Annotated in this window: 9 protein-coding genes; 5 read left to right on the top strand and 4 right to left on the bottom strand. The window is 64.7% G+C overall.

Going from position 1 to position 13,548, the window contains the following annotated elements; genetic code table 11:
• Nucleotides 1-12: 12 nt before the first annotated feature.
• Nucleotides 13-720 carry a DUF4191 domain-containing protein gene (locus GMOLON4_RS04285; RefSeq protein WP_026935797.1) on the bottom strand — a complete coding sequence of 236 codons (708 nt, stop codon included), beginning with the start codon at nt 718-720 and terminating at the stop codon, nt 13-15.
• A 115-nt stretch (nt 721-835) separates the two neighbouring features.
• Between GMOLON4_RS04285 and GMOLON4_RS04280 the strand changes: the two genes are divergently transcribed.
• Complete coding sequence (locus GMOLON4_RS04280; RefSeq protein WP_146137486.1) at nt 836-2,392, top strand: hypothetical protein; 1,557 nt, start codon at nt 836-838, stop codon at nt 2,390-2,392.
• A gap of 153 nt (nt 2,393-2,545) precedes the next feature.
• Nucleotides 2,546-4,471 (top strand): FAD-dependent monooxygenase, encoded by a 1,926-nt coding sequence (locus tag GMOLON4_RS04275; protein WP_026935799.1) that lies wholly within the window; start codon nt 2,546-2,548, stop codon nt 4,469-4,471.
• Between the two features lie 208 nt (nt 4,472-4,679).
• Here the strand turns inward: GMOLON4_RS04275 and sucB are convergent, their stop codons facing one another.
• From sucB to GMOLON4_RS04260, 3 genes are all read right to left on the bottom strand, one after another.
• Nucleotides 4,680-6,488, bottom strand: a complete 1,809-nt coding sequence (sucB, locus tag GMOLON4_RS04270; RefSeq protein ID WP_026935800.1) for a 2-oxoglutarate dehydrogenase, E2 component, dihydrolipoamide succinyltransferase — start codon at nt 6,486-6,488, stop codon at nt 4,680-4,682.
• A 39-nt stretch (nt 6,489-6,527) separates the two neighbouring features.
• Nucleotides 6,528-7,901 carry a dihydrolipoyl dehydrogenase gene (lpdA, locus tag GMOLON4_RS04265; RefSeq protein ID WP_026935801.1) on the bottom strand — a complete coding sequence of 458 codons (1,374 nt, stop codon included), beginning with the start codon at nt 7,899-7,901 and terminating at the stop codon, nt 6,528-6,530.
• 188 nt (nt 7,902-8,089) lie between these two features.
• Entirely contained in the window at nt 8,090-9,568 is a 1,479-nt protein-coding gene (locus GMOLON4_RS04260; protein ID WP_035731474.1) for a leucyl aminopeptidase, read from the bottom strand.
• A 104-nt stretch (nt 9,569-9,672) separates the two neighbouring features.
• Here GMOLON4_RS04260 and GMOLON4_RS04255 point away from each other — a divergent pair, with 104 nt between their 5' ends.
• The 3 genes from GMOLON4_RS04255 to GMOLON4_RS04245 all read left to right on the top strand — a co-directional run bounded on the left by GMOLON4_RS04255 (nt 9,673) and on the right by GMOLON4_RS04245 (nt 13,543).
• Nucleotides 9,673-10,590, top strand: coding sequence for a proteasome assembly chaperone family protein (locus GMOLON4_RS04255; RefSeq protein ID WP_026935802.1), 918 nt, complete (start codon nt 9,673-9,675; stop codon nt 10,588-10,590).
• A 38-nt stretch (nt 10,591-10,628) separates the two neighbouring features.
• Nucleotides 10,629-11,972, top strand: a complete 1,344-nt coding sequence (locus GMOLON4_RS04250; RefSeq protein WP_051265953.1) for an MFS transporter — start codon at nt 10,629-10,631, stop codon at nt 11,970-11,972.
• 131 nt (nt 11,973-12,103) lie between these two features.
• Nucleotides 12,104-13,543 (top strand): RNA polymerase sigma factor, encoded by a 1,440-nt coding sequence (locus tag GMOLON4_RS04245; RefSeq protein WP_026935804.1) that lies wholly within the window; start codon nt 12,104-12,106, stop codon nt 13,541-13,543.
• The last annotated feature ends 5 nt before the right edge of the window (nt 13,544-13,548 follow it).

Raw genomic sequence — 13,548 nt, 5'->3', positions numbered from 1 at the left:
GGGGATGCGCGACTAGCGCATCTTGGAACGGGAGGGGCGGATCTTGTTCGGGTCCACGCCCTTGGGGATCGGCAGCTGGTGCTGCTGCAGGGACGCCAGCCGCGATTCAACCGCGAGGATCTCTTCGCGTCGGAGCTGCTTCGGAAGCTTATTGAGCGTCTTCTTGAGGTTGGTGAGTGGGACACCGCCGGCTTCCTTACCGACCAGCACGTGATGCACGGTGACGGTGGGGACGAGGCGCTCTGTCTTGCGGCGCTCATCGTTCAACAGTCGCTTGGTCGCGGCGCTCGTCGACTCGGTCACGAGCACGATGCCGGGCTTGCCCACGGCACGGAACACGAAGTCCTGAGTCTTCGGGTTGAACGCGACCGGCTCGTCGCTCGTGCGCCAGGTGCCGCGCATCGCCGAGGAAAGTACCGCGCCGGATGCGCCTTGTCGGCCCTCGAGCTGGTCGAACGCGACCTTTTCGGCCCGCCAGTTGAGCAGCAGCATTGCGATGAGCAGGCCGAATACGATGCCCAGCACGATGTAGAGGATCCACATGATCCAGTTCGGGCTCGTCACGATGCACAGTACGACCGCGAGGATGATCGGCAGGACGAATCCTGCGATGATCATGACGACACCCGCCTTGTCGTACTTCGCGGTCATCTTGAAGACGTCAATGAGCTGCCGGATGCGGCCCGGCTCCTTTGTAGATGCGTCGGAAGTTTTCGCCATAGTGCTTCTACAATACCCGTCTCCAACTGTCCACAGTCGTCGACAATTCAAGAGTTATCAACAGGTAACGCCTCCTTTGCAGGTCTCGGATCGCACCGTGTTGCAGGATTCCCTCATGTTCACGGATCGAGGCTCGAAGACGGCTCAGTCGGCATGCCCAGCGGTGGGCGAGACGATCGCCGGTTGGCGGCTCGTGAGACCCCTGACCGCAGACGGGCGCGAGTTCATCGCGGTGGCCGAATTCGCGAGCACGGTGGTCGAGATCGGGAGCGAACATTGGAGTGGATTTACTGATCGGGCATTGCCAAAACTGCAGCACCGTCGACTCGTGGTCGCGAGCGGTGCGGATGCCGGGATGCGACTGTCGACCGAATGCGCCCTCCGTGACGAGGTTGGTTCGGAGTTCGTCGAGCTCGCCGAGGAAATCCTCACCGACGGTGATTCTCGGATCGCGATCTTTCCCATTCAGCGGGTGCGGAGCTGGCGCGACGTTGTCGCCGCGGGCACCGAACTCGACCCCGGGGCAGTCGTCACCGCCCTCGTGCCGATCGTCGAGACCGTGGGACTGGCGCATCGCAACGGGATCGCGCATGGCGCGATCGGCGTCGGCGCGTGTCGCTTCGACGAAGAGGGCCGCCCGAGCCTGGATGCGTGGGGGAGCGCGATCCGGCTGGAGGGCCTCACCGCACTCAAGGCCGACCTCGCGAGGTCCAATGATCTGCGCGCTCTCGGGCGGCTCGGCGACACCGTCCTCGGGTTGTCAACGCAGGATGCGGATGGGCAGCTTCGCAGGCTCATCGACGCCCTGCGGGATGGTGTGACGCCAACTGACGCGGTCGACCGACTGACCGATGCACTGTTCCAGTGGTCAGAACCCGGACCACTGCCCGAAGCCGTCCTGCCGCGTCACTCGACTGAACCGGGCGGAGCGTCGCACGAGGGCGGCAAGGTGACAGGCGGTGCGATTCTGGGGGCGTCGGTGAACGGCGGCCCGAAGCAACGCGAGTCCGGCAAGGACCCGGTCGAGACACTCCTGCCGATACCGGACGACCGTCCCGCCAAGGGCGCGCTTGCCCGAGTCCGCGCCGCTGCAGCACCCGCTACCGCGTGGGCTTCCCGCGTTCGACCCCGCATTTGGGCGGCCTTCGGGCTCGTCGGAGCCTTAACGGTTTTCGGGGGAGTGCTCGTCGTGACTGGAAACTCCGCGGATAGCGAAGGTGAGAGCGAGGGTGCGAGCGAGGGAGCGGATGCGGATACCGCTTCCGAAATTGACTCCGCGCCCGACGCCCCCGTGGGGTTCGAAGCCGGGGCAGTGCCCGCGGGCGACCATCCACCCGAGAAAGATGGCGCCGACGTCACTACCTCCGCGTCGTCCGCGCAATCCTTGGATGCACTTCCTGACCTCCTCGCCGCGCGTGAAGAGTGCCTGGCGGCGGCCGCGCCAGACTGCCTGGCCCCTCTCTACTCGCCGAATGCTCCGGGCCTGCAGACCGATCGGGAACTCCTGAGCGACGGTAACGCCGCATGGGCTCCACTAAGCGGCGAGCAGGATTGGGTGCTCGCTGCCGACCTTGGCGACATCGAGTTGTTCTCCGGCAGCGTGTCTGGCTCCGTGTCGCTCGAACGCACTCCCGACGGCTGGCGCTTAAGGGAAATTTGGTTGCCCGAATGAGGCCAATAATCCGGAGAAACGGAGCTCGCACGATTCCTATAACGGAAGTTCCGTGAAAGTTCACCGCGTATCCCGTAGAAGGGATAGCCTTTCCGGGAGCCCACGCGCGTCCGATCCCAGCTGCGTGAGGCGAATCGAGGAGGATTACTTCACATGCAGTTTCACCACCACGGATACGTGTCGCAGGAGCCGCGAGTCCACGAAGCCGCAGGCTACGGACTGAACCGTCCGAGCGACCTGCCGGACGAGCTTGATGTTCTGATCGTTGGTTCGGGTCCCGCTGGCGTCATCGCTGCCGCGCAGCTCTCGCAGTACCCGGATATCCGCACCCACGTGATTGAACGTCGTGATAGCCGCCTGAAGCTTGGCCAGGCCGATGGCGTCCAGGCCCGCACGGTCGAGACCTTTAAGTGCTTCGGGTTCGAGGAGCGCATCGTCGCCGAGGCCTACCGAATCACCGAGACCGCGTTCTGGAACCCCGACCCAGAGAACCCGGCCAACATCATCCGCACCGGTCGTACTGCTGACGACGCCCGGGGCATCAGCGAGTTCCAGCACATCGTGGTGAACCAGGCCCGCGTGCTCGACTACTTCATCGAGTTCGCCGAGCGCGCGCCCGGGCGTATCACCCCCAACTACGGCTACGAGTTCGTCGGCCTCGAGATAAATGACGAGGACGAGTATCCGGTCACCGTCACCGTTGCCCACACCACGGGCGAGCGCGCGGGCGAAGAGCGCACAATCCGTGCGAAGTACGTCATCGGTTCCGACGGTGCCGCGAGCAAGGTTCGCAAGTCGATCGGCCGCCGCCTCGTCGGCGACGTCTCGAACCACGCGTGGGGCGTCATGGATGTGCTCAGCCAGTCGACTTTCCCCGACATCCGCATCAAGTCCGTCATCCACTCGACCGCGGGTAGCATCCTGCACATCCCGCGCGAGGGTGGTCACCTGACCCGAATCTATGTCGACCTCGGTGTGGTTCCCGAAGACGACAACCACGCGATCCGCCAGACTCCGCTGGACGAGATCATCCAGAAGGCAAACAACATCCTGCACCCCTACAACCTCGACGTGAAGGATGTGCCGTGGCACAGCGTCTACGAGGTTGGCCACCGCGTGACCGACAAGTTCGACAACGTCGACGAGTCCGAGGTCGGCACGCGCACGCCGCGCGTGTTCATCACCGGCGACGCTTGTCACACGCACAGCGCGAAGGCAGGCCAGGGCATGAACGTGTCGATGCAGGACGGTTGGAACATTTCCTGGAAGCTCGGCCAGGTGCTCAGCGGGCTCGCCCCCGAGTCGCTGCTCGACACCTACTCGGCCGAACGTCAGTCCGTCGCGGTCGACCTCATCAACTTCGACAAGCAGTGGTCAACGCTGATGGCGAAGAAGCCGGAGGAGTTCGAGAGCCCGGGTGAAGTTGAAGAGTTCTACGTCAAGACGGCTGAGTTCCCCGCAGGCTTCATGACCGAGTACACCCCGACGATCCTGACCGGCGAAGCGACGCACCAGGATCTCGCCAAGGGCTTCCCGATTGGCAAGCGCTTCAAGGCGGCACCGGTGATTCGTGTGGCGGACGTGAACCCGATCTACCTGGGTCACCAGGCCTACGCCGACGGGCGTTACCGCATCTACGTGTTCGCCGACCCCGCGAAGGCGGGGGAGGACTCGCCCACCGAGCGCCTTGCCGAGTGGCTGCAAACGTCCCCGGAGTCGCCCATCAACAAGTTCACCCCGATCGGCGACGACCGCAACTCGCGGTTCGAGGTCAACGTGGTCTACCAGCAGCGCTACACCGAGTTTGACTTCTCGGACATCCACAAGGCGTTCCGCCCGGATCACGGTCCGTTCCAGCTGCAGGACTACTTCCGCGTGCACTCCATCGGCACGATCACGGACGTCAACGACATGGCCGCGGCCCAGCATGAGCAGGACATCTACGACCTGCGAGAGATCAGCCGTGACGGCGCGATCGTGATCGTTCGCCCCGACCAGTACGTCGCGAACATCCTGCCCCTCGAAGCGCGTGAAGAGCTCACCGAGTTCTTTGCTCAGTCGATGCTGGAGCAGCGCTAGTCGCTAACCCCGGTCAGCCACGCTAGCCAACGGATCAGGCGAGCACCGGATGCGGTGCTCGCCTGATTCGTTTCCCTCGAAGGTGCGCGGTGAAATCACGCATCCTGCTCCGAGGACATTCGCCAAGAAGAAGAAGAAGAACAGACACGACGAAGGCGGGGTGTGGCGCTGAAGCGCGTCACACCCCGCCTTCGCGGTTCCAATCGGACTAGATGCCGAGATTGCCCTCGAACGCGCCCTCTTCGAGGCGCTGCTTCACCTGGCCGAGGTAACGGGATGCATCCGCACCGTCGATGATGCGGTGGTCGTAGCTCAGGGCGAGGTAGACCATCGAGCGGATCGCGATGCTGTCTTCGCCTTCAGCAGTCTTCACGACGACCGGACGCTTGGCCACCACGCCGAGACCCAGGATGGCCTCCTGCGGGAGGAAGACGACCGGGGTGTCGAACAGTGCGCCGCGCGAACCGGTGTTCGTGACGGTGAAGGTACCGCCAGCGAGGTCGTCCGGCTTGAGCTTGTTGTCACGGCTGCGGGTTGCGAGGTCATCGATCTCGGTTGCCAGCTCGGCGATGGTCTTGCCGCCTGCGTTCTTGATCACCGGGGTGAGCAGTCCGCGTTCGGTGTCGACCGCCATCGAGATGTTCTCCGTCGCCGGGTAGACGATCGAGTCGTCCTCGACGCGCGAGTTGATGATCGGGTAGGTCTGCAGCGCTTCGATCGCGGCGAGCGTGAAGAACGGCAGGAAGGAGAGCTTAGACCCAGTCTTCTGCTGGAACTCTGCCTTCTTCGCCTGACGCAGGTTCGCGACCTTGGTCACATCCACCTCGACCACGGTCGTGAGCTGCGCGGTGGTGGTCATGGACTCGACTGCGCGAGTGGAGATCACCTTGCGCAGACGCGACATTTTCTGCGTCGTACCACGGAGCTCCGACACCTGGACAGGAGCGGGGCTTGCAGCAGCAGCGGCCGGTGCGGCGGCTACGGCAGGGGCAGCCGAAGCCTTCGCCTTGATGGCCTCCTGGACATCTTCCTTGCGGATACGGCCACCGACGCCGGTGCCCGAGACCTGCGTCAGGTCAATGCCGTTTTCGTTGGCAAGCTTGCGAACGATCGGGGTGACGTAGCGCGGGTCACTCTTGGTGCCGGACTGCGCCGCAGGTGCGGCCGGAGCAGCCGGTGCAGCGGGGGCTGCCGGAGCAGCAGGTGCGGCGGCGGGAGCGGCCGGTGCCGATGGAGCAGCAGGTGCAGCCGGGGCAGCCGGGGCCGCGGGTGCTGCAGGTGCAGCCGGGGCCGCGGGCGCTGCAGGTGCCTGGGCAGCCGAAGCGGCCTCGGCAGCGGGTGCAGCAGCGGCAGGAGCCGCAGCGGGTGCTTCGCCGGAACCAACGCGTGCGAGTACGGCGCCGACCTCGACGGTCTCGTCTTCCTGCACGAGGATTTCCTGGACGATACCAGCGACGGGGGAGGGAACCTCGGTGTCGACCTTGTCGGTCGAGATTTCGAGCAGTGCCTCGTCAACCTCGATCGAGTCGCCGACGCTCTTCAGCCAACGGGTGACCGTGCCTTCGGTGACGCTCTCGCCAAGCTCGGGAAGCGTGACGTCGACGGCGTCGCCGCCAGCAGCTGGAGCCTCTGCTGCGGGTGCTGCTGCTGCGGGTGCTGCTGCTGCTGCGGGAGCCGCGGCGGGTGCGGGGGCTTCCTGTGCAGGAGCGGTAGCCTCCGGTGCCGGTGCCGGTGCGGCCTCGGCTGCGGGCGCCTCCTTCGCCGGCGCGGCAGCGCCGCTGCCGTCACCGATGCGAACGAGTACGGCGCCAACCTCGACGGTCTCGTCTTCCTGCACGAGGATTTCCTCGATGACGCCGGAAACCGGCGAAGGAACCTCGGTGTCGACCTTGTCGGTCGAGACCTCGAGCAGTGCTTCGTCAACCTCGACGGTGTCGCCGACACCCTTCAGCCAACGGGTGACGGTGCCTTCGGTGACGCTCTCACCGAGGGCCGGGAGCGTAACTTCCTGACTCATACGTATTTCTCCTAAATCCTGAAACTTCGTGGGCTCGGTTTAGAGCGCGTGGAGGGGCTTGCCGGCAAGCTTGAGCATTGCCTCACCGATGGACTCGTTCTGCGTCGGGTGCGCGTGGACGAGCTGCGCGACGTCCTCGGGGTATGCGTCCCAGTTCACGATGAGCTGTGCCTCACCGATGAGCTCACCAATACGGCCACCGATCATGTGGATGCCGACGACGGGGCCGTCCTTGACGCGAACGACCTTGACGATGCCCGCGGTACCGAGGATCGAGCTCTTGCCGTTGCCGGCGAGGTTGTACTCGTATGACTCGACAGCGTCGGCGCCGTGCGCTTCCTTCGCCTTGGCTTCCGAGAGACCGACCGAGCCGATCTGCGGCTCGCAGTAGGTCACCTTCGGGATGTTGGCGTCCGAGATAAGCACCGGGTTCTGGCCAGCGATCTGCTCAGCGACGAAAATGCCGTGCTGGTAGGAGCGGTGCGCAAGCTGGAGACCGGGGGTGATGTCACCAATTGCGTAAACACCCGGAACGGTCGTCTGCAGGGTGTCGTCAACCTTGACGAAACCACGGTCGAGCTCAATGCCCGCTTCCTCGTAGCCGAGGCCGTTCGTGACCGGACCACGACCGATTGCGACGAGCAGGACGTCGCCGTCGATGACCTCGCCCTTTTCGGTCTTGACGTGCACGCCGTACTCGTCCTGGGTGACCGAGTCGAACTTCGTGTTCGTCTGGAAGTTGATGCCGCGTTTGCGGTACGCACGCTCGAGCTGCTTCGAGATCGCCTCGTCCTCAGCCGGGGCGAGGTGCGGCAGACCCTCGATGATGGTCACTTCGGCGCCGAAGGAGCGCCAGAGGCTCGCAAACTCGAGGCCGATGACGCCGCCACCGAGCACAACCGCGCGCTTGGGGATCCAGTTCATCTGGAGGGCCTGGTCGGACGTGATCACGTTGCCGGTGATCTCGAGACCGGGGATGGTGCGCGAGTACGAACCGGTAGCGAGAACGACGTTCTTAGCGGTGAGGGTGTCGCCGCCCACCTGAACGGTGGTCGGCGAGGTCAGACGGCCCTCGCCCTCGAAAATGTCGATCTTGTTCGCCTTGAGCAAACCCTGGAGGCCCTTGAACTTGCCCGAGACGATCCCGTCGCGGAAAGCACCCACCTTTTCGGCGTCGACGCCGTCGAGGGTGAGGTTGACGCCGACGCGTGCACCTTCTTCCACCGTCTCGGCGAGTTCTGCGCTGTGCAGCATCGCCTTCGTCGGGATGCAGCCGCGGTGCAAGCAGGTGCCACCCAGCTTGTCCTTTTCTACAACCGCGGCCGTCAGGCCCAGCTGCTTCGCGCGAATGGCGGCGGCGTAGCCTGCGCTACCACCGCCGAGGACAACAAGGTCAAAATTGTGATCTGACACCCGGAAAGCTCCCCTATAAGAGTCGAACAGTTCGCTTGCATCAGGGATTACCTGGTGCATTGGCGCGGCATAAGCCAAAGGCAAGCCTACACCGCAGTATTCGAGATAGCCCTGACCCCGAATACCGCGCGCCCTCCCGCCGTCTATTGCTTAACCACGAAAAACTGCGGGTGGTTGTAGTGCGGTGATTAGGCCAGGGACGAGATCGCCTCAACTAGCGTCCGGACGGGGACACCGGTCGCGCCCTTCGGCACATACCCGTAGGCCGACTTCGTGTCGGCGGGACCAGCGATGTCGAGGTGGACCCAGGGGATCGCATTCTCATCCTCGCCGTCGCCCACGAACTTCTCGAGGAAGGCCGCGGCAAAGAGCATCCCACCCGAGCGGTCGCCGGGCTTGGCGTTGACGATATCCGCGACGTTCGAGTCGAGCTTCTCGCGAATCTCCTCCGGGATCGGCATCGCCCACGTCGGCTCGCCGACACGCTCCGCTGCGGTCAAGATGCGCTCCCGCCATTCCTCGTTGTTCCCCATGAGTCCGGTCGTGCGGTCACCGAGGGCAACCACCTGCGCCCCGGTGAGCGTCGCAATGTCGATCACGACATCGGGCTGTTGTTCCGAAGCGAGCGCGAGGCCGTCCGCGAGCACGAGGCGACCCTCCGCATCCGTGTTGGTCACCTCGACCGTCGTCTTCGAGCGCATCGTGATGACGTCATCGGGCTTGAGCGCGGTTGCCGACGGCATGTTTTCGGCGAGCGCGCACCAGCCGCTCAGCCGCACGGGAAGCTCGAGAGCGGCGACTGCCCGAATCACGCCGACGACGGATGCCGCGCCCGACATGTCGAACTTCATGCCGACCATCGACGCCGGCGGCTTGAGTGACAGGCCGCCCGAGTCGAAGGTGATGCCCTTGCCGACGAGCGCGACGTGGGCCTTCGCATCCTCGGGCGCGTATTCGAGGTGAACGAGACGCGGCGGGTTGGCCGAGCCCTGACCGACACCGGTGATGCCGCCACAGCCCTCGTCGATGAGTCGGGGCTCATCCCAGACCTCGACCGCGATTGCGCTGTCCTCGAGCACGGCCGTGACGATCTCGGCAAATTCCTCGGGCACGAGCGCGTTCGGTGGCGTGTTGACGAGGTCACGCGTGAACCGCACGGCGTCGATGATCACGCGCGTCTTCGCGACCGCGGCTTCGGCGCCTTCATCGCTCGAGACAATCCCGACCTTCTGAACGCTCGGCTCGTCCGCATCCTCCTCAGCGGCAGACTTGAAGCGATCGAACACGTAGCCGCCGAGCGCGTGGCCCGTCGCGAGGGCGGCGACTTCCTCGGCGCTCGCCTCCGCGAGGTCATAGGTCACATCGGAAAGTTTCGCGAGGGCGCGAGCCGCGACGCCTGCCGCGCGCCGAAGCGCCTCGAGGTCGCGCTCTTCGCCGATACCGATGAGTAGCACCGGCGCCTCGCCCTCGCCGTGTTCTGCGGCAACGAGGATGCGCTGGGTCGCGCCAGCTTTACCCGTCACGCCGAGCGCATCCAGGCGTGCGGCATCGAGGCCAAGATCAGAGGAGCCAAGGAGCGTCGGTTCGTCGCCGGCAAGCACCGGGACGACGGTCAGCGTGTCCGAGGAATACGGTTTCGCGTCGAGTTCAAAGTCAGCGTTGGTCATGAGTTGGAGCCTATCGAGACTTGTCTGCCAATCCGCCACCGACTACCACGCCCAAAGCGAAACAGTCACGGGATTCATCCGGCGTCCCCCGTAGGATGGACGACATGGGTGGTCAGGGTGCACTGTTTCGACCGGGCGACGCGTGGGGGGACGTGCCCACGGGGTTGCCACTCGTCGTGTTGCTCACCGGCTATCGCGACTCTGGGGCGACGGTTCGCCAGACGATGGAGACCATGATCGAACACGGCGGCGGCGAGATCGTCGCGCAGTTCAGTCCGGATGCGCTGCTCGACTATCGCGCGCGCCGACCGATCGTGACGATTGATGGCTCCGAGGTGCGCGAGTACCGCATCCCGCGCCTCGACCTGCGCCTACTCAAGGACTCGATCGGGCAGCAGTACCTCCTGCTGAGCGGCTACGAACCCGACTTCCGCTGGGAAGAGTTCACGCGGATCGTCGTGTCCCTCGTGCATCACTTCCGCGTTGGCACCACGACGTGGGCACACGCGATTCCGATGCCCGTGCCGCACACGCGACCACTTCGGCTGACGGCGACCGGCAATCGCTCGGACATCGTCGACCAGCTCTCGGTGTGGAAAGCCAAGGTCGAGGCGCCAGCGCACGCGTTGCACCTCCTCGAGCACGAGCTGATGGTCGAGGACGAACCGGTCGCGAGCCTCGTGGTGCTCGTGCCGCATTACCTCGCTGAGGGCGTCGTACCAGCCGGCCCGCTCAAGCTGCTCGAGGCCCTCGGCACCACGACCGGTCTGCTCATACCCACCGAGGATCTGCGCGAGAAGGATCGCGCCTTCCGCGCGGAGGTGGACGAACAGATCGCGTCGAACGAGGAAGTACAGCGACTCATCGCCGTGCTCGAGAATCAGCACGACGGCTTCCTGAAGGGCACGCCCCAGGAGAACCCCTTCGCGGATGCGGACGGAGAAATGCCGACCGCCGATGAAATCGCGGCCGAACTCGAGCGATACCTCTCGGCTCGCCGCGACCGCGATCACGACGAATGACGCGTCGCCACAATTGATTTCGGTGGGAGACTGTTGGGGTGACCAACGCCATTCCGACTACTGAGTCGCTCAGCCTCGTCCCGAAGCGCCTGCCGGGAATCATCTTCACGGTCGTCCTCATTGCGTACATCATTTCGGTCACGCAGCGCTCCTCGCTCGGCGTCGCGGGGGTTGCCGCGGCCGAGCGATTTGACTCGAGCGCAACGGCGCTGTCGACCCTCGCGGTAGTCCAGGTCGGCGTCTATGCCCTCATGCAGATTCCGGTGGGGATGCTCCTCGACCGCTTCGGCGCGACCAGACTCATCCTCATCGGTGCGGCGCTCATGGCGGCAGCCCAGGCGTTGCTCGCCTTCGCCCCGACGCTCGAGTGGGCGGTGCTTGCTCGCGTCCTCGTTGGCATCGGTGATGCCACGACGTTCGTCTCCGGATTGCGCGTCATCGGCGCGTGGTTCCGCCCGCGCAAGGTGCCGGTCATGCAGCAGATGTTCGCATCCGCGGGTCAGCTTGGTCAGTTTCTCTCGTCGATTCCGTTCGCGGTCCTGCTGGGCTGGGCCGGTTGGACTTCGTCCTTCCTCTCACTCTCGGGGCTGTCGCTGATCGTCGCGATTGCGATCGCGATATTCGTGAAGGACTCGCCGCGGCGACGCTTTGAGTCGCGCCCGGTGTCGCTGCGCGGCGCGTTCGTGAAGCTGGGAGAGGCGTTCGCGCGCCCGGGCACGAGACTCGCGTTCTGGACGCACTTCACGACGCAGTTCGCGGCGACGATCTTCGCGCTCCTGTGGGGATACCCGCTCATGGTCGAGGGCCTCGGGTACAGCCCCACGCTCGCGTCCTCGCTGCTGCTCGTACCCGTCATCGCCGGGATGGTGACCGGTCCCATCATGGGGGTAGTCACGGGTCGCTATCCGATGCGCCGCTCGGACATCGTGATCACCGTGTCGGTGCTGATCGCCATCGCGTGGATCATCACGATCCTGTGGCCCGGCGAACCGCCGCTGTGGTACTTCATCATCGTGCTGGTACTCATGGGCCTTGGCTCAACTGCGTCGACCATTGCCTTTGACTTGGCGCGCACCTTCAACCCTGCCTCGAGTTACGGTTCCGCCTCCGGAATCGTGAACGTCGGCGGCTTCAGCGCGAGTGCGATCTCGTTCCTCCTCGTCGGCATCGGCGTCGACTGGGGCACCCACCTCGCTGGCGGCACCCGCGATTGGTCGGCATTCCAGCTCGCCTACTGGGCCGTGCCGATCGTGATTGCGGTCGGCGTGATCGGGCTTCTCGTGGAACGGCACAAGTCGCGCTCACGGATGGAGAATGAAGAGGGAGTCCGCGTCGACTCGCTGCCGCACGCGATTCGCCGCCAGATGCGACGGAAAAACTAGATCGTCGCACCGCGTCGGGAATAAAACAAGGCCGCCACGTGTAATACTTGGTGTCTGTCCCAACAGGTCCCGCGCAGTGCAGGACTTGACTTGGGCATTCCTTTTGCCCAGACCACGCGAAGGGGTTCACTATGGCAACGATGAAGAAGGGTGCTGCCGGCTCGCCGGCAGCAGAATCAATGACCTACACGAAGTCCCAGCTGAACGCGATGAAGGTTGCAGACCTTCGCGAAATCGCGACTGAAGCCGGCCTCAGCACCTCCGGTGTGCGGAAGCCCGATCTCATTGCCGCGATCATCGCGAACCAGGATGGCGGAGCACCCGCCGCGGCCACGAAGGCTTCGGCGGCAAAGACGCCTGCCAAGCAGAGTGCCGCCAAGGGCGAGGATGACGTCGACGCAGCGGACGAGGACGACGAGAACATCGTCATCGACCTCGACGAGGACCACGAGGTCGACGAAGATGACATCGAGGCCTCTGAGGCCGACGAGAAGCTGGCCGAAGCAGACGAGGACGACGACCTCGGCAAGCGTGACGCGAAGTCGGAAGACCCCGAAGAGGATGTCGTCAAGGCCGAGTCAGCGGTGAAGGCCGCTGGTGCGCTCGTCCTGAAGAACACGGACGACGACGACACCCCGGTGTACTCCGCGCAGATTACGGGCGCCACCGCGGACCCGGTGAAGGACTATCTCAAGCAGATCGGTAAGGTGCCGCTCCTTAACGCAGCCGAGGAGGTCGACCTCGCGATGCGCATCGAGGCGGGCCTCTACGCCGAAGACAAGCTGCTGCGTAACCCGGAGATGGAGCCGAAGCTCAAGCGCGAGTACAAGTGGATCATGCGCGACGGTCGCCGCGCGAAGAGCCACCTGCTGGGCGCAAACCTCCGTCTCGTCGTGTCGCTCGCGAAGCGCTACACCGGCCGCGGGATGCAGTTCCTCGACCTGATTCAGGAGGGAAACCTCGGTCTCATCCGTGCGGTCGAGAAGTTTGACTACACCAAGGGCTTCAAGTTCTCGACCTACGCGACCTGGTGGATCCGCCAGGCGATCACCCGCGCAATGGCGGACCAGGCCCGCACCATCCGCATCCCCGTGCACATGGTTGAGGTCATCAACAAGCTCGCCCGCGTGCAGCGCCAGATGCTCCAGGATCTCGGCCGCGAACCGACTCCGGAAGAGCTCGCCCACGAGCTCGACATGACCCCGGAGAAGGTCGTCGAGGTGCAGAAGTACGGCCGCGAGCCGATTTCGCTGCACACCCCGCTCGGTGAAGACGGGGACTCGGAATTCGGTGACCTCATTGAGGACACCGAGGCGGTCGTTCCCGCCGACGCGGTCAGCTTCACGATGCTGCAGCGCCAGCTCGAGTCGCTCCTCGATTCGCTCTCGGAGCGCGAGGCCGGCGTCATCCGGATGCGCTTCGGCCTCGGTGACGGCATGCCGAAGACCCTCGACCAGATTGGTGAGACCTTTGGCGTTACGCGCGAGCGCATCCGCCAGATCGAGTCGAAGACGATGGCGAAGTTGCGACACCCGTCGCGTTCGCAATCGCTGCGCGACTACCTCGAGTAGTCTCT

It is taken from the genome of Gulosibacter molinativorax (genome assembly GCF_003010915.2).
Taxonomy (GTDB): domain Bacteria; phylum Actinomycetota; class Actinomycetes; order Actinomycetales; family Microbacteriaceae; genus Gulosibacter; species Gulosibacter molinativorax.
Note: the sequence above shows the minus strand (reverse complement) of the source record. Positions and strands in the feature narration are given on the sequence as shown.

Coding starts and splice junctions, on each gene's coding strand:
- GMOLON4_RS04255 (WP_026935802.1), top strand. CDS start 9,673: ATGGGTGGTCAGGGTGCACTGTTTCGACCGGGCGACGCGTGGGGGGAC.
- GMOLON4_RS04280 (WP_146137486.1), top strand. CDS start 836: ATGTTCACGGATCGAGGCTCGAAGACGGCTCAGTCGGCATGCCCAGCG.
- GMOLON4_RS04245 (WP_026935804.1), top strand. CDS start 12,104: ATGGCAACGATGAAGAAGGGTGCTGCCGGCTCGCCGGCAGCAGAATCA.
- GMOLON4_RS04275 (WP_026935799.1), top strand. CDS start 2,546: ATGCAGTTTCACCACCACGGATACGTGTCGCAGGAGCCGCGAGTCCAC.
- GMOLON4_RS04285 (WP_026935797.1), bottom strand. CDS start 720: ATGGCGAAAACTTCCGACGCATCTACAAAGGAGCCGGGCCGCATCCGG.
- GMOLON4_RS04260 (WP_035731474.1), bottom strand. CDS start 9,568: ATGACCAACGCTGACTTTGAACTCGACGCGAAACCGTATTCCTCGGAC.
- sucB (WP_026935800.1), bottom strand. CDS start 6,488: ATGAGTCAGGAAGTTACGCTCCCGGCCCTCGGTGAGAGCGTCACCGAA.